This window comes from Fulvivirga maritima (assembly GCF_021389955.1).
Taxonomy (GTDB): Bacteria; Bacteroidota; Bacteroidia; order Cytophagales; family Cyclobacteriaceae; genus Fulvivirga; species Fulvivirga maritima.
This window is the reverse complement of the sequence record NZ_CP089980.1, coordinates 1,131,746-1,155,936: the sequence shown is the minus strand read 5'-3', so window position 1 is coordinate 1,155,936 and position 24,191 is coordinate 1,131,746. Positions and strand designations below refer to the sequence as shown.

Sequence of the window (24,191 nt, the reverse complement as noted above, 5' to 3'; positions counted from 1 at the left end):
TATGTACGATACGCTGAAGTTAAAATTAGAAAAAGAATTAGCTTCTATTAAGGAGGCCGGATTATATAAAAGTGAGCGAGTGATCACTACCCCGCAGGGAGCTGATATTAAAACTACTGAAGGGAAAGAAGTGATTAACTTCTGTGCTAATAATTATTTAGGACTTTCTTCTCACCCAGAAGTGCTAAAGGCAGCAAAAGCTACTATTGATACTCATGGTTTTGGAATGTCTTCGGTACGTTTCATCTGTGGTACGCAGGATATTCATAAAGAGTTAGAAGACAAGATCTCTGAGTTTTTAGGTATGGAAGATACCATACTTTATGCTGCTGCTTTTGATGCCAATGGAGGAGTTTTTGAGCCTCTTTTAGGTCCTGAAGATGCTATTATTTCTGACTCACTAAATCATGCATCTATTATTGATGGTGTAAGACTGTGTAAAGCCATGCGTTACAGATACAATCATAATGATATGGCTGATCTGGAAGCTAAGTTGAAAGAAGCAGACGAGGCAGGAGCTAAAGAAAAGATAATAGTGACTGATGGTGTGTTTTCTATGGACGGAACGATTGCGCAGCTCGATAAAATCTGTGATCTGGCAGATAAGTATGGAGCATTAGTGATGTCTGATGAGTGTCACTCCACTGGCTTTATGGGTAAAACGGGTAGAGGTGTGCATGAGTATAGAGATGTAATGGGCCGAATCGACATTATTACAGGAACATTAGGTAAGGCGCTTGGCGGAGCCTCAGGAGGATTTACCGCTGCTCGAAAGGAAATAGTGGAACTGTTAAGACAAAGGTCAAGACCCTATTTGTTTTCAAATACACTGGCACCTTCAATAACCGGGGCGTCTATTGCTGTGATAGATATGCTAAGCCAAACTACAGACCTTAGAGATAAGCTGGAGTGGAATACTAAATACTTCAGAGAAGCGATGACTGAAGCAGGATTCAATATAAAACCAGGTGAGCATCCTATAGTTCCTATTATGTTATATGATGCACCTTTGGCTCAACAATTTGCAGAAAGCTTGTTAGAAAAAGGGATTTATGTGATAGGGTTCTTTTATCCTGTAGTGCCCAAAGGGCAAGCCAGAATCAGGGTGCAGATATCAGCTGCTCACGATCAAGAACACTTAGATAAAGCCATTAAAGCATTTACCGAAGTTGGTAAAGAGCTTAAAGTGATAAAATAAAATGAATGAGGTCGCCCACTTAGAGGCGGCCTTTTTTATAGGTTAAATGCCTGCTTTAGCTTCTCCTTTTATTTTAGAAGTTTCTTTTTCTACTACTTCCTCTTCTTTTGCTTCTTTTTGCTCTTCTGAGTGCAGGTAATCATTTATTTTTTTCCTAAGCTCTTGCGGTGATAAGTTATGAGTAAGCTTGCCATTTCTTGCCAAAGAAAACTGTCCTGTTTCTTCAGATACAATGAGCACTATGGTGTCAGTTACTTCAGACATACCTAATGCTGCACGGTGTCTCAAACCAAACTGTGCAGGTAAGCTATCACTTTCAGATACTGGCAGCACACATCTGGCAGCTTTTATTTTTCCTTTGAATACAATCACAGCGCCATCATGCAGTGGGCTGTATTTGTTAAAAATAGATAAAAGTAGCCTTTTTGATAATTGCGCATCTATAATATCACCTGATTCAGCGTAGAATTTGAGCTCTGAGTCTTTTGATATTACTATTAGTGCTCCTGTGTTAGATCCTCCAAGTGTTTTTGAAGCTTCTATTATAGGAGTGATGTTATACGTTTCTTTCGCGGCTCTTTTCTTCCAAATAAAAAGGTTATTCCAAAAGTCTCCTTTGTTGAAGTCAGTGGTTTTACCGACTAGTAATAAGAATTTTCTGATCTCTGGCTGAAATAGAATAATAGCGGCTAACACACCTACTCCCATGAATTGCCCTAGAATCAAGCCTAGCAACTCCATTTGCAGGGCGCGTACAATCAGGTATAAAAGGTAAAGAGATAATACGCCGAGGAAGATTTTTACAGCTACACTTCCGCGCATAAGTTTGTATACCTGGTAAAGTAGCACACTTACCAGCATAATATCGAAGATGTCAACCCAACTTACTTCTAAAAAACCTATGCTAAAAAGTAATATCAATTTATTTAGTTATATGTCAAATTAAAAAGTTTTACAGCCTCCACAGCTTCTTTTACATCATGAACCCTTAAGATTTTAGCGCCGTTCATCAGGGCCATAGTGTTTAATACAGTAGTTCCATTGAGTGCTTCTGCAGGCTCAATGTTAAGCTCCTTGTAAATCATAGATTTACGAGAGATGCCTACTAACAAAGGTAGCCCTAAAGAATCAAAATAGTGTAAATTTTTTAGTAATACATAATTTTGATCTACTGTTTTTGCAAAACCAAATCCAGGATCCAGTACTATATCTTTAACGCCTTTTTCACGAAGATTGCTCAAACTTTTTTGAAAAAAATCAAGGATGTCTAAAAGTAGGTCATCGTAGGCGGTTTCTTTTTGCATAGATTGAGGTGTGCCTTTCATATGCATAAGTATGTAGGGAACATCTAGTTGGGCTACAGTATCAAACATTGTATCATCTAGTGTGCCTCCGGAAATGTCATTTATAATGTCTGCTCCCGCATTTATTGCTGCTTCTGCTACATTAGCCCTAAAAGTGTCTATGGAAATAATGCTCTTAGGAAATTCTGATTTTATGTTTTTTATAGTAGGTACTATCCTTTTTATCTCTTCTTCAGGAGAAATATCAATAGCATCAGGCCGAGAAGAATAGCCGCCTATGTCAATCATGTCAGCGCCATCTTGTAGTAGCTGAGTTGCTTTTTTTATGGCTTCTTTCTCCGTGTTATGCTGTCCGCCATCAAAGAAAGAATCGGGTGTAACATTTAATATTCCCATGACCACAGGCTTGGCCAGGCTAAGTAGATTTCCGCTAATGTTAAGCGTACTTTTATTTGAAAAAACTGTATCTTTCCCCACTTTTGAAATAAAATAATAATTTAAAAACAGGCATTACCGGTGATAGATAAAACCGTTAGCGAATATAGGCAGGTTATAGAGCAGTGTAAAGAACTTTTCGAAAAGAAAACAAAAGATTATGGCACTGCGTGGAGGATTTTGAGATTGCCTTCCATTACAGATCAGATTTACATTAAGGCCCAACGTATACGTTCCATACAAGAAAAAGGGGGTATGCAAAAGGTTGGTGAAGATATTACCTCTGAGTTTGTAGGTATTATTAACTACTGTATCATGGCCGTTATTCAAATGGAACTGATAGATGATGATGCGCTAGAGATTCCTTATGAAAAATTGGAGCCAGTGTATGATCGTATTGTGGAGGAGACCTTGGATTTGCTAATGAATAAAAATCATGATTATGGAGAGGCGTGGAGAGAGATGAGAGTGAGTTCTATCACAGATATTATTCTTATGAAACTACTCAGAGTGAAGCAAATAGAGGATAATCAAGGTAAAACCCTGGTTTCTGAAGGTGTAAAAGCAAATTATCAGGATATGATTAATTATTCTGTTTTTTCATTGATAAAGCTTAACTACATTAAAAATGATTAGAAAAGCAATTGACATTTTTTCACGGGTTTTCGTGGGAGCATTATTTATTTTTTCTGGTTTAATAAAGCTAAATGATCCTATTGGTACTAAAATTAAGCTAGAAGAATACTTTGATGTTTTTTCTACAGATTTTGGATCTATCTTCGAGATTTTCATTCCGGCCGCTTTAGTAATAGGTCTTATCATGATAGTGCTGGAAGTGGTGCTAGGTGTTGCTGTATTGCTAAATTATAAAATGAAAATCACTACCTGGGTGCTGCTCGGGCTTATGGTGTTTTTCACCTTTCTGACCTTCTACTCTGCTTATTTCAATAAAGTGACAGACTGTGGGTGTTTTGGCGATGCTATTCCGCTAGATCCATGGCAGTCTTTTTATAAAGATGTGATTCTTATGGTTTTTGTATTGCACCTTTTCTGGTATAGAAAGCAATACGCTCAGGAGTTGCCTGCTAAAGTGGGGCATTTCATTGTAGGAGGTGTTACTGTACTCAGTTTTATAATTGGTATTTATGCTATTGAGCATTTGCCTTATATAGATTTTAGACCCTATAAAATAGGAGATAGCTTGCCCGCAAATATGAAGGCGGAAGAATCTCCTATTATTGAATATACTTTTACAGATAAGGATGGAGGGGAAGTGACCTCTCAAAAATACTTGATGCCAGATGATGGCTACGAGTATGTTTCATCTGAAGTGATAAATGAAAAGGAATCTACCCCTAAAATAACAGATTACCAGGCTATAAGTCCGGAGGGCGAAGATTATACCATGGAAAGTTTTAAAGGCAATAAGTTGGTGTTAGTATTTTATGATACAAAAAAGACCAATAAAGAGCATATGGAAGAAATTACTGCTTTAGTTGATAACTTGAAAGCAGGGATTGAGCCAATAGTTCTGACCTCTGCCAATCCTGATGACTTTGAGGCGTTTAGACATGAATACCAGCTGGCAGCGCCATTTTATCTGACAGATGCTACAGTATTAAAAGCGATGATAAGGGCTAATCCTGGAGTAATGATGCTTCATGATGGCGTAGTTTTAGGTAAATGGCATTATAACGATGTGCCTGAAGTGGATGAGGTGAATGCCCTTGCTCAATAAAAATATAGTTCTCATAGGTATGCCTGGCAGTGGCAAGACCACTGTAGGTAAACTGTTGGCGAAAGAAATGAACCTCTCCTTTATTGATATGGATGAGGAAATTGTGAAAAATGAGGGGCGAAGTATTGCTGAAATCTTTTCTAAAGAGGGAGAGAATTATTTCAGGCAAATAGAGTGTATGACTTTGCAGTCTATTTTGAAAAGTAATGAGCACTGCATTTTGTCTACCGGAGGGGGAGTGCCTTGTTTTTTTGATAATATGGATTTTATTAATGAACATGCTTTAAGCATATTTATCGATGAAACAGTAGCAGAGCTCGTGGCCAGAATGGGGCAGATGGAAGTGAGTAAACGGCCAAAGCTTCATTCAGACTCTCAAAATGTGAATGACATTCTGGAAGAGCTGTTTCAGAAAAGAAAGCCCTTTTATGAGCGTGCTGTCATAAGTTGGTCTTCAAAAGAAGGATTACAGAACTTAATAGAAAAAATAAAAAAAGGCTGATTAGAATTTCTAATCAGCCTTTTTTTAGGACTAGTCATGAATGTTTTTTAGAAGAAAAACCCTACTGAAATAGTAGCAGCAGTTCTGTTGTTTTCTACCAATGCTTGAGGAGCTCCTGCATAAGGAGAAACTCCAAATTCATTGTTAATTACTCTTCTTACAGCTAAGTCAATAAAGTAATCTTGGGTTCTGATTCCTCCACCTAGAGATACTTGACTAATGCTTTCATCTATATCATTATCGCTTATAGGGTCTCCAAAATAAGAATAACCACCTCTTACTCTGAAGGTATTAAACCTAAGCTCTATACCAGCTCGGTAATTATAAGTTGCTTCAAGTCTGTCAATATCATCGTTGTCGAGTTGAAAGCTCACACCGTCGCTAGCACCCGATAAATTGGCCCCTGCATAATTTACTCTTTCGAAATCACCGGTGATAAAACCTCTTTTGCCTAAGAAGTAAGTTAATCCTCCAGATAATCTGGATGGGGTTCTGAGGTTGTAATTGAAGTTATCATAGATAAATCCGTGCTCTTCATATTCAGACCTATAAGATGTTGCCCCTGTATAGCTAGCAGATAAGGTGGTTTCTTGTGTCTGTTCTATGCTATAATAGCTTGGAGTTGTGTAAGTAGCACCTATAAGTAATGTATTAATAGGTCGGGCAATAAAACCTAAAGTAGCATTGATACCAATACCATTTTGATTGTAGTTATCAGTCAGGGTAAGCTGCCTTAAGGTAGTCTGCGTAGGCTGTTCTATGTACTCTCGTTCTACTTCTCTATTTAAAGAAAGAATACCTAAACCTCCTCCAAAATAAATTCTGTCGTTATAATTTCCACCGTAAGCTAATGATACCTGATAAATGCCTCCTCTTGATTTAATGCTTTCTTGTTGTCTGGTTTCTAATCCTTCTTCAGGGTAAGCGGGTATGTAAAAGCCGTCTTGATCTTCAATTAAATTGCCGTTGCCATCTGTTTGGTAAATATCTCTATCAACAAAGTCATCACCTCCTTCATTGAAGATGTCAATTAGATAAGTTCTATACGCAAGATCAGTTAAATCATTTGTAAATGTTATTTCGTTGTCTGGGTTGACAGAATAATCTGAGTTAAGGACAGTGTATTCAATGAAGTCTTTTGGAGCAGTAGGATCTAAAGAAAGTATTTTGTTGTCGTTTTCGTCTAAAATGAAATCGCCATTTTTATCTCTTAAGTATTCACTGTTATAACTAGAGCCTTCATAAGTAATTTGCTGTTGAAAATCAGCCATACGGTTTAAGCTGATTCCAAATGAACCTCCACGCCACTTGCTCTGTACTAAATCTCCCTTTGAGTGATTTAATACCACTCCCAGGTTAGCGAAATTAAGATTGAGCCTGGAGTCGTCAGTAGACATTCCCAGGTAGTTAGAGCTTGTGCTAGGAACATTAAACGTAGGGCTAAAAGAGAATTCTGAGCGATTAAAGAAGCCCAGTCCAGCTGGGTTAGACGATGCAGAGCTAATGTCACCTCCTAGAGCTACCTGTGCTCCTCCTAATCCCTGCATACGGGCGCTACCTCCATTATAAGTTCTGCTTAGCGATAATGCAGTACCTGCAAAATTACCGGCGTCATAATAGTTAATACTTAATGGAGTGGTTATATCTTGTGCTTTTGTTATAAAAACAAGGCAAAGCTGTGCCATGCTTATAAAAATAAGCTTTTTCGTGATTTTCATGATTTAAAACTAAATTTCCGTCTTTATAATCTTAGTTACCTCGTCTTGAGCGACTTCCGCCTGAGCTAGATCTGCCGCTGCTTCTGCTGGCGCCAGAACTACTGCTTCTGCTGCTAGGAGAATAGCTTCTTGAGCTGCTAGAACTTCTAGATCTTGAAGGTGCACTGTAGCTGTTATTACTTCTGCTACCTGAAGATCTGTTATAGCTTGGAGTAGAAGATCTACTTGATCTGCTAGGTGCGCTGTAACTACGGTTAGTAGAAGATCTGCTAGAAGAAGAATTGGAATTATAATTTCTGCCACTTCTAGAAGAACTGTTAGACGTATTGTAGTTAGATGTAGAAGATCTTGATGATCTAGAGTTGTAAGATGTTCTTGAGCCAGTAGACGAACGGTTGTTACTAGCTGAACTTACAGACTGTCTTGATCTTCTGTAGTATCTGTTTTGCGTGTTGCTATAATCTCTGCTTGTAGAAGCGGTTCTTCCATTTGAAACGGTGCTTGTTCTTCCGTTACTAGAAGAAGATCTACTTCTGTTAGTAGTAGCTACTCTGCTTCTTGATGTAGAAGCACCTCTTTTGAAGGTTCTGTCACTTCTTGATTCATAGTTATTGATTACCACTACATTTCTAGGGTATCCGTAATAACCACCGTAGTATCCTCCATAATATCTGTTATAATAAGAAGGATAGCCGTAGAATGAATCATAGAAGAAAGGATCATAATAACCGCCATAAGAACCCCAGCCATATCCTACTGAAACTCCTGAATACCAGCCACCACCCCAGCCCCAGGTGTTGCCAAAGCCTAAAGAAACATTCCAGCCAGATCTATATGGTCTGTACATTGACCCTCTAAAGCCACCATATCCATAGTAAGGTCTGTAGAAAGGATCAAACGCAGTGCCTTGATAATAGAAAGGGTCACTATAGTATACGTCTGAATAGCTGTTATAATAATTTACATTGCCAAATCGGTCTCTTACCGGTATTTGGTTGTTGTAGTTGTTATTGCTATATGTGGTGGTAGAATAGTTAGGATTGCTGGTGTTGTTATTATAATCTTCGTCATAATACTCATCTTCAGCATATTCACTGTTACTATTATAATCTTCTTGAGATTTTGATTGGTAGCGAGCGATATACTCTGGATTAACGTTTTTAGCAGAATAACTTGATGTAGGATCTGTTGATAGTTCCTCTACCTCGTTGATATCTTGAACTACTTTATCCTCAGCTTTCACTTTTTTCACCTTCACCCTGTCATCAGAGTTAAAGTACAAGTCATCATATTCTTTATTCTGAGCGAATACCGCCGGTATTGAAAGCAGCGATAGGCCCATTACTACGGAAATTTTTTTAAGGTATGTATTCATGGCTGTCCTCGTTTTGTATATAAACATAATCCTTTATACGACAATTCCAAAAAACAGATATATGTTAAGCACAGAATATCTGTATATTTGTCGCACAATTGGATTTTTAATCTAAAATACATCAAATTTTATACCAAAAATCATTATGGCGAAGGGACTTCCAAAAAGAAGTGAGGATTACTCTAAGTGGTACAACGAATTAGTAAAAAAGGCTGATCTGGCAGAGCATTCGGCTGTTAAAGGTTGTATGATCATAAAACCGTATGGATATAGCATATGGGAGAAAATGCAAGCTGCTATTGACAAAATGTTTAAAGACACAGGGCATACTAATGCTTATTTTCCGCTTTTTGTGCCTAAAAGTTATTTAAGTAAAGAAGCTGATCACGTAGAGGGGTTCGCAAAAGAATGTGCCGTAGTGACGCATTATCGATTGAAGAATGCTGAAGATGGCAGTGGAGTGGTAGTAGACCCAGATGCCAAGCTGGAGGAGGAGCTCATAGTAAGGCCTACTTCTGAAACAGTGATTTGGAGTACTTATAAAAACTGGATTCAGTCATATAGAGATTTGCCTATTTTGGTAAACCAATGGGCTAATGTGGTGAGATGGGAGATGAGAACCAGACTTTTTCTTAGAACAGCAGAGTTTTTATGGCAAGAAGGACATACCGCGCATGCTACCAGAAGAGAAGCGGAGGCGGAAACTGTTCAAATGCTTAATATATATGCCACTTTTGCTGAAGAATTTATGGCTATGCCTGTAGTGAAAGGGGTGAAAACAGAAAGTGAAAAATTCCCTGGAGCTATTGATACTTACTGTATTGAAGCGCTCATGCAAGACGGTAAAGCCCTTCAGGCAGGAACTTCTCACTTTTTGGGGCAGAATTTTGCCAAGGCTTTTGATGTGAAATTTGCCGATAAAGAAGGTAAGCTAGAGCACGTATGGGGTACTTCATGGGGAGTGAGCACCAGGTTAATGGGCGCACTCATAATGGCGCACTCTGATGATGAAGGACTAGTATTGCCTCCAAAATTGGCGCCTATTCAAGTAGTGATAGTGCCTATTTTTAAAACTGAAGAGCAGTTAGAGAGTATTAGAGAAGTGGCTGATGGCTTTAAACAAGAGCTTTTAAAACTTGGTGTTAGCGTTAAGTTTGATGATAGAGATACTAACTCTCCGGGTTGGAAGTTTGCCGAATATGAAATGAAAGGGGTTCCGGTAAGAATAGCCATAGGCCCTAGAGATATAGAAAATGGTACTGTAGAAATAGCCAGAAGAGATACTAAAGAGAAGAAGGTTGTAGCCAAAGATGAGGCTGTTCAGTATATCACTGATTTGCTTGAAGATATTCAGAAGAACATCTACACTAAGGCCATGAACTTTAGAGAGGAGTTGACTACAGAAGTATCTTCTTATGATGAGTTTAAGGAAGTGCTTGATGGAAAGGGAGGTTTTGTAGCTGCTCACTGGGATGGTACTGCCGAAACAGAAGAGAAAATTAAAGAAGAAACCAAAGCAACTATCAGGTGTATTCCTATGGATGCTGAGGAAGAGGAAGGCGTTTGTATTTACTCAGGAAAACCTTCTAAGAGGAAAGTATTATTTGCGAGAGCTTATTAATTTAAGCTTGATAATCATATTAAGTGTCTTAGCTTATAGAAAGTCTATAAGTTAAGACACTTTTTTGTTTTAGTGTAACTGTATTAGCTCGCTTGCTTATGAATGAACCACCAATAGTACGTGTCATTATCCCTGCTTTTAATGAAGAGAATGGTGTGGGTGAGGTGATTAATGAAATTCCTAAGGATTTAGTGAAGGAGGTGATAGTGGTGAACAATGCTTCTACTGATGATACTGAAAAGGTGGCGCTGCAATCAGGAGCTACAGTGTTAAAGGAACCTGAGAAAGGATATGGCCGTGCTTGCCTCAAAGGCATTGCGTACTTGCAGCAGCTGGCAGATACTGATATAGTAGTCTTTTTAGATGCAGATCATTCTGATTATCCGGAAGAGATGGTCAATCTAATCAATCCTATTATCAAAGAAGACGCCGATTTGGTAATAGGTTCTAGAGCTCAGGGGGCAAAGGAAAAGGGATCTATGACGCCCCAGCAAATATTTGGAAACTGGCTGGCCACTCGCCTGTTACGATTATTGTATGGAGTGAGGTTTACTGATTTGGGTCCTTTTAGGGCTATTAAATATGATCAGTTATTGGCCTTAGATATGCAGGATAAGACTTATGGGTGGACGGTAGAAATGCAACTCAAGGCAGCTAAGCAAAAGATGAAATGTGTGGAGGTGCCCGTTAATTACAGACAGCGAATAGGCTTTTCAAAAATATCAGGTACTATAAAAGGAACTGTTATGGCTGGCTATAAAATCATATGGACTATTTTTAAGTATTTATGATTTTTGAAATTACAATATTGGTGCTGTATGTGCTGTCATTGCTTTTTATATGCTTGTTTAGCATCGGACAGTTACACCTTAGCTGGCATTATATTAATGGAGCTGTTAAAAAGAAGCGCACAATTCCGCTAAAGGAATACCCTAAAGTGACGGTGCAGCTGCCTGTTTATAATGAAAAATATGTAATCGCACGCTTAATAGATTCTGTTTGCTCTTTTGACTACCCCAAAGAATTGCTGGAAATTCAGGTGCTAGATGATTCTACTGATGAAACGGTGGGTGTTATTGATGCTAAAGTAAATGAGTGGAGGCTTAAAGGTGTAGACATAAAACATATTACCAGGTCTGATAGAACTGGCTTTAAAGCTGGGGCATTGGCGCACGGCTTAACCTTGGCGCAAGGAGAGTATATTGCCATTTTTGATGCTGACTTTTTGCCCGATTCTTACTTTTTGAAGACAGCATTGAGTGAGTTTTTTGATGATACCGGCATGGTTCAGACACGCTGGGGGCATATCAATAGAGATTATTCTTTTTTGACGAAACTCCAGGCTTTTGCTCTGGATGCGCATTTTTCTGTAGAGCAGGTAGGTAGACAGCATGCAGGTAGCTTTATTAATTTTAATGGCACTGGCGGTATATGGAGGAAGTGTTGCATTGAAGAGGCCGGAGGCTGGTCGGCGGATACACTTACAGAAGATCTTGATCTAAGCTATAGAGCACAGCTGAAAGGCTGGAAGTTTAAATATCTGGAGCGGTTTGAATCTCCGGCGGAGCTGCCGGTAATTATGTCTGCAATCAAATCTCAGCAATATCGATGGAATAAAGGAGCAGCAGAAACCGCCAGAAAACATTTTGGAAAGGTGTTATCTGCAAACATGAGTTGGGTAAATAAAATCCATGCTTTTTTCCACTTGTTCAATAGCTCGGTGTTTATGTGTGTGCTTATTTCTGCGGTTCTTAGCGTGCCTTTACTGTATTTATCTGCTCAGAATGAATATTATCAAAAGGTATTCACATATGGATGGGTGCTGCTGATTGGCTTTTTCTCCATAGCTTTTTACTATCTGGTTGCCACTGTAAACTCGCGAGGAGGTCATCTGCGGAGTTTTTTGAAGCTTTTTATCCCCTTTTTAGTCGTTTCAATGGGGTTGTCTCTGCATAACGGATTAGCAGTAATGGAAGGCTGGCTGGGCAAGAAAACGCCTTTTGTGAGAACACCTAAATTTAATGTAATTTCGAGTAAGGACTCCTGGGCTGGGAATGTCTATGTTAAGCCTAAGTGGAGTATGCTTGCTTTAATGGAAGCAGTTATGAGTTTGTACTTTGCTTTTGGAGTGGCTTTAGGGTTTTATCTTAATGATTATAAATTAATATTATTTCATTTTATGCTTAGTGTGGGATTTGCCTTAGTGTTTATGTTTTCAGTAAAACCAATAAAACGTGGATAAGAGAAAGCGGTATCTGATTGTGTCTTTAGCAATACTGATTTCTTTGTTGGCTTATGGATTTTTAATACTTAAAGTTGAGCGGCATGATAGCCTGGAGTTAATAGGTGCTTATACCGTTCTTTTTATATGTTACGGGGCGTTAATCACCTTTCTGGAAACATCAAAAGTAGGCTGGCTCATAGCAGTTGGAATAGTATTTAGACTTTTATTTATACTAGATATACCTGTGCTTTCAGATGATATATATCGTTTTGTTTGGGATGGCCGCTTGCTGATACATGGTATAGAGCCCTTTGCTCAGTTGCCGAGTTATTATATGCAGCCTGGTAGTGAAAATGTGCCTGGCATTACCAGTCGGCTATTTGCCTTGCTTAATTCTCCCGAGTATTACACTGTCTACCCGCCGATAGCTCAAGATGTTTTTTGGTTGGCTGTTAAACTGTTCCCTAATTCAGTGATGGGGAGCGCAATTGTTATGCGGGTGTTTATAATTTCAGCAGAATGTGGAAGTATTTTCTTGCTTATAACTTTGTTAAAGAAGTACGGTTTAGAGGTTCGCAATGCCTTATTGTATGCGCTGAACCCGTTGGTGATTATAGAACTCACTGGCAATTTACATTTCGAAGCCATCATGATTTTTTTCTTGTTACTGAGTATTTACTTCTTTAACAAAAATCAATTGTGGCCTTCGGCCTTATTTATGGCTTTGGCTATAGCCACTAAGCTTATTCCTTTAATTTTCCTGCCAGTATTTCTCCGATATCTTCCCTTCAAAAGATGCTTATCTTACTATGGAATGATTTTACTATTTACAGCCTTGGTTTTTATGCCAATGGCTCGCCCTGATCTTATTCATGGTATGACTTCCAGTCTGGCGTTATATTTTCAGAAGTTTGAATTCAATGCCAGCATCTATTATTTGGTCCGTTATGTGGGCTTTAGAGCAGTAGGCTATAATATTATAGGGGTGGCCGGTAAAATATTGCCATTGCTTACCCTGTTTTCTGTTTTGTTTTACACTTATAAACATAAATACAGCACTGTAACACCAGGTATTATGCTTTGGTGTCTTTTCATATACTTACTCTTTTCTACTACTATACATCCTTGGTATATCACTCCATTATTGGCTTTGGCGGTGTTTACACAATACCGTTTTGTAGTAGTATGGAGTTTTATGATATTTTTCAGTTACCTAGGTTATTCACAAACAGGCTTTAGTGAAAAACTTTGGTTAACAGGAATGGAGTACGGAGTTGTTATTTTTTATTTGTTTTATGAAATTTATTTAAAGGAAAGAGTGCAATTTTCTTTTCACATTTTACCGAAGCACGAATGAAGAAGCTATTGATAATTTTTGTAAAGAATCCTGAAATAGGAAAAGTGAAGACCAGGTTAGCAAAATCTATTGGAGATAAGCGAGCTTTAAACGTGTATCTAAACCTACTTATTCATACTCAGGTAGTTACTGATAAGCTGGAGGAGATTGATAGAGCGGTTTATTATTCAGGTTTTATTGATGAAGAAGATCAGTGGGACGCTGACACATATCAAAAGTTTTTGCAACAAGGTGATGGTTTAGGCGAGAGAATGTCCAATGCCTTTCGTAGGGCTTTCCAGTCTGGCTATGAGTCTGTATGCCTTATAGGAACGGACCTTTATGACTTGAGTGTAGACCTTATAAATACTGCTTTTAAAAAACTGGAGAGTTCTGATGTGGTGGTAGGTCCGGCTAAGGATGGTGGCTATTACCTTATTGGCATGAAACAGTTACATGATGTGTTTGATCTGAGCCACTGGAGTACTCCTAATGTGTTTAGTGAAACCATGAAGCTGATTGATAAAAATGGGCTTACTTGCAGTCAAACCAAGCTGCTTAATGATATTGATATTCTGGAAGATCTTAAAGGAACAGACCTGGAAAGGCTTACCGGTTTATAATACATTTAGGCGTGGCATAAACTTAGCAGTACTCTATCTGGTTTATTTGATTAATAAGGTTTTAAAAAATCGGTTATGTTCCTAAATGAAATAATAATTTACCCTATTAAATCTCTGCCTGGCGTACGGCTTAACGAAGCTAAAGTAGAGCCTCGTGGCCTTCAGTATGACAGGCGCTATATGTTAGTAGATGAAAATAACCGTTTTATTACAGCTAGGAAGCACAGCCAGCTATTGTCATTTGCAGTGACTATGGAGGTAAATGGCTTTAAAATTAAAGACCGGGAATCTGGTGATTGCCTCACCATTCCTTTTGAGTACAAAGATGGCAAGCCCGTGAAAGTGTCGATTTGGGATGATACAGTAGATGCTGTTGAATGTGAGGAGGACTGGGGCAGCTGGATCGGGGAAAAGGCCGGGCTGGCTTGCAAAGTCGTTTATATGCCTGATTCATCACAAAGAAAAATAAGTGCAGAATGGGCTAAGGGAGAGGAAACGGTAAGCTTTGCTGATGGCTATCCTATACTTATGGTAGGCTCGGAGTCAGTCCATGACATTAATGAGAAAGCAGGAACGCATCTGAGTGTTGATCGATTTAGAGGAAATCTTATTTTTTCTGGAGGAGAAGCTTATGATGAGCTGCGTTGGAAAGACTTTAAAATCGGGAATAATAACTTTAGAGGCTTAAAGCCTTGCGTCAGGTGTGTGCTTACCACTATAGATCCTGTTACCGGGCAGCGAGGAAAAGAACCTTTGGCTACTTTGGCCAAACAAAAGGTAGATGGTAAAGTGGTATTTGGTCAACATGCAGTGCCTATAGAGTTTGGTGAAATTAAAGTAGGTGATGATATAGAAGTGATGTCATATAAAGATTCTCCCTATGATCCGCTTTAAACTGGCATTTGGTGCTTAACTTTGGCGCCAAATGTTATACGTAAAAGCACTACACGTTATATTTATTGTAACCTGGTTTGCCGGGCTATTTTACATAGTCAGGCTATTTATTTATCAGGTGGAAGCCAGTGAAAAACCTGAGCCTGACAGGTCTATCCTCATAAAAGAATACAAAAGAAATAGCAGCAGGCTGTGGTTTGGTATAACCTGGCCATCAGCCATTCTTACTTTGATCTTCGGTACTTGGGTACTCAGTTATGTGCCTGCTTACCTATCACAAGGGTTCATGCACATCAAGCTCACGCTGGTATTGCTGCTTTACGTTTATCATTTTATTTGCCATAGAATATATAAATCCTTACAGAAGGATGTTTATAAATATTCTTCACAGCAATTAAGAATTTGGAACGAAGTAGCCACCATTTTACTGGTAGGTATTGTCTTTATCATAATATTAAAAAATGCACTAAGTATGGTTTGGGGCTTGGCGGGGCTAATCGGTTTTACGGTAGTTCTGATGTTAGCCATCAGGTTATACAAAAAAGTAAGAGAGAAAAATGAAAAAAAGGAAGTTTGAAATAATTTTAGCAGTAATAATAGCTGCATTGGCTGTCTCGTGCGGTGGATCACAAGAGTCTGGGGATAAGAAATTACCTTATTTAGGAAGACATGAATACAGTGAAACAGATACTGTATACCATACTATAGCTGATTTTAAATTTGTAGATCAGGATAGCAACTGGGTGAGTAATGATACTTTTAAAGATAAAATATATGTAGCGGACTTTTTCTTTACTTCATGCCCTACTATTTGTCCTAAAATGGATGCTCAGATGCTTCGTATCTATGACTCTATCCAAAATGTGTCTGATGTAGCCTTGGTTTCTTACACTATAGATCCTAAGCATGACAGTGTGAATGTGTTAAAAGAATTTGCATTAAAATTAGGAGTAGAAAATACCGACAAATGGCACTTTCTTACCGGAGATAAAGACGCCATTTACCAGCTGGGACAAACCAGTTATATGGTAAGCGCTTCAGAAGACCCTTCAGAGCCAGGTGGCTATATTCATAGCGGAGCCTTTATTTTGGTAGATAAAAACAAACACATTAGAGGCATATATGATGGTACTAAGCCAGATGATGTTAATGTGTTAATGAAAGACATAGAAGTACTTAGAAAAGAAGGTTGATATGAGAAATTTATTTTTGCTTATAGCGGCTTCTGGCTTTTTGTTTTCGTGTGGAGGATCTTCAAACAATTCCACTGAGTCTACCACTAAGGTGAGTGAGCCTAAAAAGGAACCGATGGTTTCTACAGGTGATGCTAAGCTTGATCAGTACATTTATGCTGGGAAGGAATTGTATGACAGGCACTGTAGTAATTGTCATCAGGATAGTGGTGAGGGGCTGGCTTCTTTATATCCACCTTTAAAAGACTCTGATTATTTAGATGGCAGAATAAAAGAAGTGCCTTGTATCATTAAGAATGGAATGTATGGTGAAATCACTATAAACGGTAAAGTGTTTGATCAGGTGATGCCCGGTAATGCTCGACTTACTAATCTGGAAATTGCTGAAATAACCACATTTATCTATAACTCTTGGGGCAGGTCTGAAGGCATGCTTAACGTAAAAGAGGTGAATGAAATTATGAAAACGTGTAAGGAAGAATAAGCTCTTTACATTTATCAAAAGGAAAGGCCAGAATTTATAATAGTGCAAAGTGCTCTAGTATAAATTCTGGCCTTTTTGATTTTATCAATTACCTCTGTGGTATTAAAGAGGTAAAATGCTTATGGCAGCCCCACCGCCGGGAGCCAGCTTAAGTTGAAGTTGTGAATTCTTGTTTACTTCTTCGCTACTAATTACATATTCAGTAGGGTTATCATCCCAGTGTGCATTTTCGCCATCGGCATAAATAGTGGCCTTGTAGTTTTTGCCATCATCCAGGAAGTCCAGATTAATGGTCAGTTCTCTGGCCTCTTCATTTGTAATAGATCCTACAAACCATTTATCAGTGCCTTTTTCTTTTCTGGCGATAGTTACAAAATCTCCCACTTCGCCATTCAGAACTTTAGTTTCATCCCAATCAACTCCTACATCTCTTATAAACTGCAAAGCATCATCATGAGCTTCATAATATTCGGGTAGATCAGCGGCCATCTGTACAGGGCTGTATATAACTACATATAGAGCCAGTTGCTGCGCCAGGGTGGTATTTACCTGATTGTCCTTTTTCCAGGGATCTAATTTAATGTTAAAAATACCCGGTGTATAATCAATAGGTCCGCCCAGCATTCTGGTGAAAGCAATAGTAGGCAGGTGGTTAGGAGGGTTGCCGCCATCACTGGCCCAGGCATTAAACTCCTGACCTCTAAGGCCCTCTCTGGCTATAAAATTAGGGTAAGTTCTTCTTAGCCCAGTAGCTTTTATAGGCTCATGAGCATTGATAGCTATATTATGTTTAGCTGCTGTTTCCAGTGCTTTTTGATAATGATTTACCATCCACTGACCATGATGATATTCTCCTTTAGGAATGATCTTGCCTACATAACCTGTTTTTACAGAATGAATGCCCAGGCTTTCCATCAGATTATAGGCAGTATCCATTTGTTGCTCATAAGTACGTGGAGCAGCAGAAGTCTCGTGGTGCATAATCAGTTCTACCCCTTTTTCTTTTCCATAGCGCACTACTTCTTCCAGGTCATAATCAGGGTAAGGAGTTACAAAATCAAAAACGCCTTCTCTGTCTTCAAAACCAATCCAGTGTTCCCAGCCAGTATTCCAGCCTTCTACCAAAATGCCATGAATATTATTTTTAGCAGCAAAATCAATGTAATATTTAGCATTTTCAGTGGTGGCTCCGTGCTTTCCGTGAGGTTTAGCATTGTCTGTGAATGATCCCATGTTCTGCTGAGCACTCATGTCCCAGGTAGACTTATCCAGGTGCATTTCCCACCAGATGCCTACATACTTCATAGGTTTAAACCAAGAAACATCTCCCAGCTTATTAGGCTCGTTCAGGTTAACGATCAGCTTAGATTCAATAAGATCACCTGCTCTTTCGCCTATTTGAATGGTACGCCAAGGTGTATTGAAAGGTGTTTGTTGTTTTACTTTGTATTCTGTGTTTTCAGAACCAACCAGGTTACTCTTCATTTTAAAAGTAGCAGGATCTACCTGTAAAGTCATATCAGAGTAGTTGATCAGACTGGCCTCATGAAAGCTTAGGTATAAGCCTTCAGCTGTTTTCATGGTTACAGGAGTGTTTACTGCATTCACTGGAATGTAAGTCTGAGCCAGGTTAGGATGATCCCTTTTGGTGGTGGCATCAATTTCTGAAAACTTAGATTTATTGTATAAGTGCTCGTAGATGTCCCAGTCTCCAGGTTGCCACCATACGGTATGATCACCTGTGAGTTGGAACTCAGTATTTTCATTAGCTATCAATACTTCGCTCATGTTTTCCTGTTCAGGGAAGGAGTATCTGAAGCCAATACCATCATCGTACACTTTAAAAATTACCGAGAACTTCCTTTGTAGCTCGGAGGTCTCTTGTAACTCTACAGTAAGCGAATTGTAATGGTTAGTTACTTCCTTCTGTTCTCCCCATGGCATAGGCCAGGTTTCGTTTTTAGTGTCAGTAGAAGTATTAACTACTTTTAGATCTCCTTTAATAGAAGGCATATTGGTGAAGTCAAAGCTCACCCAAGAAGAGTCTATCACTGCTTGGTCTTTATGCATTACAGTATAGCCTGCTTCTCCTTCTTTATTAATAAAAAAGGATACAGAATTATCTCCCGATGGAGATTGAACAATTAGCGGTGCTTCTGATTCTACAGCCATTTGACATGATATATTTATAGTCAAAAATGCCAGCAGTAAAGCATGAGGTATATATTTTAACATTGAACTGTGCATTTAGTTATTTTTCACTAAGGTATTGAATATCTAACTCATTTTTGAGGCTGCTGTTTTCAAATTTGGCTTTGAAAATCAGTGTTAGAAGCTGTTTTAGAAAAGATTATACGATTTTGAGGAGCGCAAACGGTTGCAATGAAACGTGATGTTTTAAAAGTTAGAAAACTTCTTTTTTGAAAATTTTCAGCTGTCCTACTATAATAATGCTTACAATGACCAATAAGCTCCAGGAGGTGATTTTATGCCATTCTACCATTTGCCAGCCATTGTGCTGATAAGCATATCGCCAAGCACCTAAAAAAGTGGCTATATTTTCTGCTAGCCATATGAAAAAGCCGATGAGGATGAAGGATAGAATAGCGAAGATTTTATGGGTGCTTTCGCCAAGAGTAAAGCTAAATTTGGTTCTCCAAAATATAATGATGAGGGCTATTGCAATATATAACCTCACATCTGGCAAGAAAGCATTGGTGATGAAGTTCAGATAGATGGCCGCACCTATGGTTATGGCTAATAACTTATTGGGCCAGCGCAAAGTGCGTAGCTGCAAGTTTCGCCAGGCCTGACATATATAACTGCCTACACTGGCATACATAAAGCCAGAGTATAAAGGCACTCCGAAAAACTTAGAATAAGCAGCTTCTGGATATGACCATGAGCCATGATGCACCTTATGAAGTTCCATGATCAACCCCAGCACATGAAACATGGTGATAACGTAAACCTCATCTTTAGTTTCCAGGCCTGTCTTATACATGATAAACTGAGCCAGAATGCAGATGATAAGTAGTAGGTCATAACGAGGAATGTAGCCCGATGCCCACGAAGAAAGTGCCAGCGAAAGAAATATAATCACTGGAAAGATGCACGAAATGGCCTGTAACCAACCGAATAACAGTAGTTTCTTAATAAAAATAACTGATAGCCGATCCGTACTATTGGTAGAAAGCCTGGTGGTGATTTGTTGATGTAATTGTTTCAAAGATCAAATGAGGTCAATGCTTAGCTTGACGCAAATGCTTAGCGAGTCATGCGACCGGCTACTCTGAAAGGGAACATCAAAATGGCTTCTACTATTTTAAATACTCCACCAATAGCAAAGCCCAAAAGTTGGAAGGGTAATAAAATAAGCCATACAAAGAAAGCCACTATGGCTAAAGGCCAACAAAGAGCCAGTAGTATGAACCAAAGTAATATGGAAATTAAAAATCTCATATTCCATTTTACGAACCATAATTAAAAAGGTTTTAATATTATTTTATGGGGATGATGGAGGTTAGAGACACAGCTGAAAAAGAATATTTTAGTTGAATATTACATGAATTATTTCGAAATTCGTTGGCCTGTTTAATCAGTTTTGCATCTTATGCTATCGACTAAAAGCCGTTTTCTCGCAGAATCTTTACATGAAGTGCTTTATAAGGAAGGATCTATTCTTGATCTGCTGGAAGTATATAGCGCTGTAAAAAATAAAAAGAAGCTGGCAAAAGTGTACAGGTATCTGCTGGATGAATACGATTATTTGCCTAATGAAATTATTGGTGAGCGCTATTCATTAAATGAGTTGTGTGCTGTGGCAGCTACGGAAAAATACATTAGAGAACCGAACGAGAGAAATAAAAAGGAAAGGGATAAGTTCTATAAATTGGTCTCTTACCCCATTCCAGCCTGATTTTTTTAAGCTTCAGTAGGAAGTAATACCGGTAAGCCGGCTTCCTCCATGGCCTTAAAACCTCCGTATACATTAATAGGATTTTTAAAACCGGCTCTCTTCATAAGTGAAGAGGCGATCATACTTCTGTATCCTCCGGCACAATGCACATAATAGGTTTTGTCTTTATCTAATCCTTCCAGGTTAGCAGGCATCTCTGATAAAGTCACCAGTTGAGCTCCTTCTATATGGCCATTGTTAAATTCTCCTCCCTTTCTTACATCTAATATTTCATTAGTCAGCTTCACCTGCTTCGGGCTTACACTTTCTACCGTATCCAGGCTTTCATTCCAGCTGCTTATGCCTCCGGCCAGGTAGCCTTTTACATTTTCATACCCCACACGGGCAAGGCGGATTATGGCTTCCTCTTCCATGCCTTCTTCACTCACCAATACCAATGGCTGGTTGATGTTCAGTAAAGAGCCTACCCATACGGCATACTGGCCATTAAGCCCAATGTTAATAGCTCCAGGAATAAAACCTTTTTCGAAATTATCAGGCTTACGGGTGTCTAGTATGATGGCACCATTTTCAATTTCAGCTTTAAAAGCATCTTCTGAGAGTGCCTGATTGTTTCTCGCAATGATATCATCAATAGATGAATAGCCTTCTTTGTTAATACGTGCATCTTCAAAGAAATATTTAGGAGGAGGCAAAATCCCATCTGTAACCTTTTTAATAAAGGTTTCTTTGGTCATTTCCTGCAGGGCGTAGTTAGTCTTTTTCTGGTTGCCAATAGTAGAGAAAGTTTCTTTACCTATGTTTTTGCCACAAGCAGATCCAGGGCCATGAGCAGGGTATACAATTACGTCATCACTCAGTGGTTTTATTTTATTATTCAGTGAGTCATACATCATGCCTGCCAGCTCTTCTTTGGTCATAACACCATCAAGCAGGTCAGGGCGGCCCACATCACCTACAAATAGGGTGTCTCCTGTGAAAACAGCATGGTTCTTACCCTCTTCATCTTTCAGTAAAAAGCAAGATGACTCGGGGGTATGTCCAGGGGTATGAAGCACCTCTATAGTAAGTTTTCCTATAGTAAATACCTCTCCATCCTGAGCGGTGTATACATCATATGCTGGCTGAGCTTTAGGGCCATAAATAATGGTGGCTCCGGTTTTTTTTGCTAAATCGATATGTCCGGAAACAAAATCAGCATGAAAATGTGTTTCAAAAACGTATTTGATTTTCGCGCCACGCTGGTGGGCCATATCTACATAGGTCTGAATTTCACGAAGTGGATCAATAATAGTCGCTTCCCCCTCAGATTCAATGTAATATGCAGCCTCGGCAAGGCAAGAAGTATACAATTGCTCTATATACATGGTTCTAATTTTTTATATTGCAGTCGCAAAATGTGATGCACGGGTTTATCCCAAATTATTTAGAGCAAATATCGCAAAAATTAGCTATTTTGTCATGACCACGACATTGAGGATGAAACACTTATTCTTACTTTTTAATCTTACTGTTTTCTTATTTTCCTTTGGTTTTGAATCCATTGCCGGAGATCCGTATAAGCTTTTTGAGGATCATGGTAAGCAAGGGCTGAAAAATACCGAGGGCAACGTTGTTATACCTGCTAAGTATGAATCTCTGGGCTGGAGCAAAGGTGGTTTGGAGGTGATTAATAATACTATTGGTTATAAAACCTCAGAAGGTTGGGGGCTAATCAGCTTGGGTAATGAAATAATTACTGAGCCTGAATACATGCAAATTTATCCTTCTGGCAAGCGTTTACTTATAGCAGCTAAGAAGGGAAAGATCTCTCAAAGAGAGTTTTTAGGAGCAATCTCTACTGAAGGTAAAATAGTATTGCCATTTAAATATGCCTCTATTACTATTTCTGACCTAAGAGCTATAGTTTCTAATAAAAATGGCAGAGAATACCTTTATGGGGTGGTTGACCTGGGTGGAAAGGAAATTATTCCACTAAGTTATAAAGAGATAATTCCGCTGGGAAATCTGCGCTATGCGGTAAGAAATAAAGATAATAAAACGGCCATTTATAATGATAATGGCAAGCAGGTGGTTGACTTTACCTTAGACAGCATCAGCCCGTTTAAGTCAGGCTATGCAGTGGTGTTTCAAAACCATGAAAGAGGCCTGGTAAATACTAATGGGGTGATGGTTAGCCCTATCGGAAGTAAAGATTTTGACCTTACCGGAGAGGTGCCCCAAAAGCTGGATTTTAATACCTGGCTGATTTTGGATCAGGAACAAAAGGAGATAGATAAATTTGCTTTTGATGATATAGAGCCTGTAAATGAAGATTATCTGCAGGTGTATTGTAATGAAAAAACCTGGCTTATAGATAGCGTTGGTAACGCGCTGACTCCTAAAAATATTGATGGATTGGTTTATACTCCTGAAGGTTTAGTGGCCTTTCGCAAACAGCAAAAATGGGGAGTAATGACTCAAGATGCTAAAGAGGTGCTTAGCGCTCGCTTTGATTCTGTATATCTGAGTAATGATATGATCTATTGCAGAGAGAAAGTGGGCGGAGTGAAAAAATGGTCTTTATATGATGTGCATGGAGTGAAGAAGTCTACTCAGCTGTATGATAACATCGGGCCGGAGACCAGCTATATTTATCCTGTAAAAAAAGGTGAATATTGGGGGTTTATTAATAGGGCTGGTGATGAGGTGATTCACTGTGTTTATGATGAAGTAACTCCGGTTATTGATGGCTACCTGATGGTGAAGTTTCATGGCGAGTACGGAGTTATAGATAAAGTAGGCCGATGGATTGTTTTTCCGCAGCCGAAGTTTATTAAAATTATAAATGATGATTATTACCTGGAGTTAGATAGAAACCTGACTAACCTAAAGAGCTTTGAAGAAGGTACCGTTTATTTTACACAAAATAAAGTGGAGGTTTTTGATAATTACCTCTTGGAGTACCTCAGCGAAGGATCAGTTTGGAAGGTAGATTTTGAAGGGCGAATATTAAATAAGCCTTCTGGTAATGAGAAATATCAGGAAGTAAGAAAGCCTACAGAAGGTTTTTATCCAGTAAAGATTAATGGGCAGTATGGATTTATTGATAACCAAAACAGGCTTCGAATAGCTAACCGATATGATGATGTAGGTAATTTCAGTGAAGAACTGGCGGCTATCAAGCTTCTGGGCCGATGGGGCTTTATAGATAAACGAGAGCGAATAGTAGTGCAGCCATTATATGATTGGGTAAGCGGTTTTCAGGATGGACTTAGTATAGCAGAAACCAGTTCAGGCATGGGGCTTATTAATGCTCAGGGAAATAAGGTTTCTTCTTTTGACTATGATTCTGTTTATCATGAGAACAATGGTCGTTATGTAATCATCAAAAATGGTAAAAAAGGCCTTATCAATAAGGCGGGCAGGCTCATTGTTAATCCTAAATATGATGAGCTGGTAGACCTGGGTAATGGAAGCGTCATTGTGAAAAAGTTCAATAAATATGGCGTAATCGATTTACATGGTGTAGATGTAATTCCTTTGATCTATGATAAATTATATTTTGATGAGGCTCATTCACATTATCTGGCTATGAAAAAAACTGAATGGAAAGCAGTACAGCTTCCATAATTTTACTACTTTTAT

23 protein-coding genes are annotated in these 24,191 nt (G+C 38.8%); 15 read left to right on the top strand and 8 right to left on the bottom strand.

The genetic code is table 11. The features are described from left to right. The first annotated feature begins 1 nt into the window (after position 1). Positions 2–1,198 carry a glycine C-acetyltransferase gene (gene kbl, locus LVD15_RS04720; protein WP_233779162.1) on the top strand — a complete coding sequence of 399 codons (1,197 nt, stop codon included), beginning with the start codon at positions 2–4 and terminating at the stop codon, positions 1,196–1,198. A gap of 42 nt (positions 1,199–1,240) precedes the next feature. On the opposite strand, the gene cdaA is transcribed toward kbl, so the two are convergent. Next, positions 1,241–2,119, bottom strand: a complete 879-nt coding sequence (gene cdaA, locus LVD15_RS04715; protein WP_233779161.1) for a diadenylate cyclase CdaA — start codon at positions 2,117–2,119, stop codon at positions 1,241–1,243. Between the two features lie 5 nt (positions 2,120–2,124). Continuing rightward, positions 2,125–2,979, bottom strand: a complete 855-nt coding sequence (folP, locus tag LVD15_RS04710) for a dihydropteroate synthase (RefSeq protein WP_233779160.1) — start codon at positions 2,977–2,979, stop codon at positions 2,125–2,127. 39 nt (positions 2,980–3,018) lie between these two features. Here folP and LVD15_RS04705 point away from each other — a divergent pair, with 39 nt between their 5' ends. From LVD15_RS04705 to LVD15_RS04695, 3 genes are read left to right on the top strand one after another with little or no spacing between them, the layout of a single operon-like run. After that, positions 3,019–3,573, top strand: coding sequence for a DUF1599 domain-containing protein (locus LVD15_RS04705; RefSeq protein WP_233779159.1), 555 nt, complete (start codon positions 3,019–3,021; stop codon positions 3,571–3,573). Beyond that, complete coding sequence (locus LVD15_RS04700; RefSeq protein WP_233779158.1) at positions 3,566–4,675, top strand: BT_3928 family protein; 1,110 nt, start codon at positions 3,566–3,568, stop codon at positions 4,673–4,675. The genes LVD15_RS04705 and LVD15_RS04700 overlap by 8 nt, the downstream gene beginning before the upstream one ends. Further along, entirely contained in the window at positions 4,659–5,177 is a 519-nt protein-coding gene (locus LVD15_RS04695) for a shikimate kinase (RefSeq protein WP_233779157.1), read from the top strand. Before LVD15_RS04700 ends, LVD15_RS04695 begins: the two co-directional genes overlap by 17 nt. A 47-nt stretch (positions 5,178–5,224) precedes the next feature. On the opposite strand, the gene LVD15_RS04690 is transcribed toward LVD15_RS04695, so the two are convergent. Both LVD15_RS04690 and LVD15_RS04685 read right to left on the bottom strand, forming a co-directional pair. Next, positions 5,225–6,895 (bottom strand): OmpP1/FadL family transporter, encoded by a 1,671-nt coding sequence (locus tag LVD15_RS04690; RefSeq protein ID WP_233779156.1) that lies wholly within the window; start codon positions 6,893–6,895, stop codon positions 5,225–5,227. A gap of 31 nt (positions 6,896–6,926) precedes the next feature. Then, on the bottom strand, positions 6,927–8,270 hold the full coding sequence (locus LVD15_RS04685) for a hypothetical protein (RefSeq protein ID WP_233779155.1): 1,344 nt from the start codon (positions 8,268–8,270) through the stop codon (positions 6,927–6,929). 145 nt (positions 8,271–8,415) lie between these two features. Here LVD15_RS04685 and proS point away from each other — a divergent pair, with 145 nt between their 5' ends. The 9 genes from proS (at position 8,416) to LVD15_RS04640 (ending at position 16,645) form a co-directional block, all read left to right on the top strand. Further along, a complete protein-coding gene (gene proS, locus LVD15_RS04680) occupies positions 8,416–9,891 on the top strand; it encodes a proline--tRNA ligase (RefSeq protein WP_233779154.1) in 1,476 nt (491 codons plus the stop codon). A 98-nt stretch (positions 9,892–9,989) separates the two neighbouring features. Further along, complete coding sequence (locus LVD15_RS04675; RefSeq protein ID WP_233779153.1) at positions 9,990–10,682, top strand: glycosyltransferase family 2 protein; 693 nt, start codon at positions 9,990–9,992, stop codon at positions 10,680–10,682. Next, the gene (locus LVD15_RS04670; RefSeq protein WP_233779152.1) at positions 10,679–12,133 is read left to right on the top strand and encodes a cellulose synthase family protein; all 1,455 of its coding nucleotides are present in this window, start codon (positions 10,679–10,681) and stop codon (positions 12,131–12,133) included. The genes LVD15_RS04675 and LVD15_RS04670 overlap by 4 nt, the downstream gene beginning before the upstream one ends. Then, positions 12,126–13,472, top strand: a complete 1,347-nt coding sequence (locus LVD15_RS04665) for an MptA/MptB family glycosyltransferase (protein WP_233779151.1) — start codon at positions 12,126–12,128, stop codon at positions 13,470–13,472. Before LVD15_RS04670 ends, LVD15_RS04665 begins: the two co-directional genes overlap by 8 nt. Continuing rightward, positions 13,469–14,074: a TIGR04282 family arsenosugar biosynthesis glycosyltransferase gene (locus LVD15_RS04660; protein WP_233779150.1), complete on the top strand. Its 606-nt coding sequence runs from the start codon at positions 13,469–13,471 to the stop codon at positions 14,072–14,074. Before LVD15_RS04665 ends, LVD15_RS04660 begins: the two co-directional genes overlap by 4 nt. A 75-nt stretch (positions 14,075–14,149) precedes the next feature. Further along, positions 14,150–14,968, top strand: coding sequence for an MOSC domain-containing protein (locus tag LVD15_RS04655; RefSeq protein WP_233779149.1), 819 nt, complete (start codon positions 14,150–14,152; stop codon positions 14,966–14,968). A 31-nt stretch (positions 14,969–14,999) separates the two neighbouring features. Next, positions 15,000–15,545 (top strand): CopD family protein, encoded by a 546-nt coding sequence (locus LVD15_RS04650; protein ID WP_233779148.1) that lies wholly within the window; start codon positions 15,000–15,002, stop codon positions 15,543–15,545. Beyond that, positions 15,526–16,161 (top strand): SCO family protein, encoded by a 636-nt coding sequence (locus LVD15_RS04645; protein ID WP_233779147.1) that lies wholly within the window; start codon positions 15,526–15,528, stop codon positions 16,159–16,161. Before LVD15_RS04650 ends, LVD15_RS04645 begins: the two co-directional genes overlap by 20 nt. A gap of 1 nt (position 16,162) precedes the next feature. Next, positions 16,163–16,645, top strand: a complete 483-nt coding sequence (locus tag LVD15_RS04640; protein ID WP_233779146.1) for a c-type cytochrome — start codon at positions 16,163–16,165, stop codon at positions 16,643–16,645. Positions 16,646–16,747: 102 nt separating this feature from the next. Here the strand turns inward: LVD15_RS04640 and LVD15_RS04635 are convergent, their stop codons facing one another. The 3 genes from LVD15_RS04635 to LVD15_RS04625 all read right to left on the bottom strand — a co-directional run bounded on the left by LVD15_RS04635 (position 16,748) and on the right by LVD15_RS04625 (position 20,107). After that, complete coding sequence (locus LVD15_RS04635; RefSeq protein ID WP_233779145.1) at positions 16,748–18,880, bottom strand: glycoside hydrolase family 97 protein; 2,133 nt, start codon at positions 18,878–18,880, stop codon at positions 16,748–16,750. Between the two features lie 169 nt (positions 18,881–19,049). Further along, a complete protein-coding gene (locus tag LVD15_RS04630; RefSeq protein ID WP_233779144.1) occupies positions 19,050–19,874 on the bottom strand; it encodes a DUF817 domain-containing protein in 825 nt (274 codons plus the stop codon). 38 nt (positions 19,875–19,912) lie between these two features. Then, entirely contained in the window at positions 19,913–20,107 is a 195-nt protein-coding gene (locus LVD15_RS04625; protein ID WP_233779143.1) for a hypothetical protein, read from the bottom strand. Between the two features lie 151 nt (positions 20,108–20,258). Here LVD15_RS04625 and LVD15_RS04620 point away from each other — a divergent pair, with 151 nt between their 5' ends. Then, positions 20,259–20,564 (top strand): hypothetical protein, encoded by a 306-nt coding sequence (locus LVD15_RS04620; RefSeq protein ID WP_233779142.1) that lies wholly within the window; start codon positions 20,259–20,261, stop codon positions 20,562–20,564. A gap of 5 nt (positions 20,565–20,569) precedes the next feature. Here LVD15_RS04620 and LVD15_RS04615 read toward each other — a convergent pair whose 3' ends face one another. Beyond that, on the bottom strand, positions 20,570–21,931 hold the full coding sequence (locus LVD15_RS04615; RefSeq protein ID WP_233779141.1) for an MBL fold metallo-hydrolase: 1,362 nt from the start codon (positions 21,929–21,931) through the stop codon (positions 20,570–20,572). Between the two features lie 94 nt (positions 21,932–22,025). Between LVD15_RS04615 and LVD15_RS04610 the strand changes: the two genes are divergently transcribed. After that, the gene (locus LVD15_RS04610; protein WP_233779140.1) at positions 22,026–24,176 is read left to right on the top strand and encodes a WG repeat-containing protein; all 2,151 of its coding nucleotides are present in this window, start codon (positions 22,026–22,028) and stop codon (positions 24,174–24,176) included. Positions 24,177–24,191 lie beyond the last annotated feature (15 nt).

Excerpts from the sequence above, each read along its gene's own strand:
- kbl (WP_233779162.1), top strand. The coding sequence starts at position 2 with ATGTACGATACGCTGAAGTTAAAATTAGAAAAAGAATTAGCTTCTATT.
- LVD15_RS04700 (WP_233779158.1), top strand. The coding sequence starts at position 3,566 with ATGATTAGAAAAGCAATTGACATTTTTTCACGGGTTTTCGTGGGAGCA.
- LVD15_RS04695 (WP_233779157.1), top strand. The coding sequence starts at position 4,659 with ATGCCCTTGCTCAATAAAAATATAGTTCTCATAGGTATGCCTGGCAGT.
- LVD15_RS04690 (WP_233779156.1), bottom strand. The coding sequence starts at position 6,895 with ATGAAAATCACGAAAAAGCTTATTTTTATAAGCATGGCACAGCTTTGC.
- LVD15_RS04685 (WP_233779155.1), bottom strand. The coding sequence starts at position 8,270 with ATGAATACATACCTTAAAAAAATTTCCGTAGTAATGGGCCTATCGCTG.
- proS (WP_233779154.1), top strand. The coding sequence starts at position 8,416 with ATGGCGAAGGGACTTCCAAAAAGAAGTGAGGATTACTCTAAGTGGTAC.
- LVD15_RS04675 (WP_233779153.1), top strand. The coding sequence starts at position 9,990 with ATGAATGAACCACCAATAGTACGTGTCATTATCCCTGCTTTTAATGAA.
- LVD15_RS04670 (WP_233779152.1), top strand. The coding sequence starts at position 10,679 with ATGATTTTTGAAATTACAATATTGGTGCTGTATGTGCTGTCATTGCTT.
- LVD15_RS04660 (WP_233779150.1), top strand. The coding sequence starts at position 13,469 with ATGAAGAAGCTATTGATAATTTTTGTAAAGAATCCTGAAATAGGAAAA.
- LVD15_RS04655 (WP_233779149.1), top strand. The coding sequence starts at position 14,150 with ATGTTCCTAAATGAAATAATAATTTACCCTATTAAATCTCTGCCTGGC.
- LVD15_RS04650 (WP_233779148.1), top strand. The coding sequence starts at position 15,000 with ATGTTATACGTAAAAGCACTACACGTTATATTTATTGTAACCTGGTTT.
- LVD15_RS04645 (WP_233779147.1), top strand. The coding sequence starts at position 15,526 with ATGAAAAAAAGGAAGTTTGAAATAATTTTAGCAGTAATAATAGCTGCA.
- LVD15_RS04640 (WP_233779146.1), top strand. The coding sequence starts at position 16,163 with ATGAGAAATTTATTTTTGCTTATAGCGGCTTCTGGCTTTTTGTTTTCG.
- LVD15_RS04635 (WP_233779145.1), bottom strand. The coding sequence starts at position 18,880 with ATGTTAAAATATATACCTCATGCTTTACTGCTGGCATTTTTGACTATA.
- LVD15_RS04625 (WP_233779143.1), bottom strand. The coding sequence starts at position 20,107 with ATGAGATTTTTAATTTCCATATTACTTTGGTTCATACTACTGGCTCTT.
- LVD15_RS04620 (WP_233779142.1), top strand. The coding sequence starts at position 20,259 with ATGCTATCGACTAAAAGCCGTTTTCTCGCAGAATCTTTACATGAAGTG.
- LVD15_RS04615 (WP_233779141.1), bottom strand. The coding sequence starts at position 21,931 with ATGTATATAGAGCAATTGTATACTTCTTGCCTTGCCGAGGCTGCATAT.
- LVD15_RS04610 (WP_233779140.1), top strand. The coding sequence starts at position 22,026 with ATGACCACGACATTGAGGATGAAACACTTATTCTTACTTTTTAATCTT.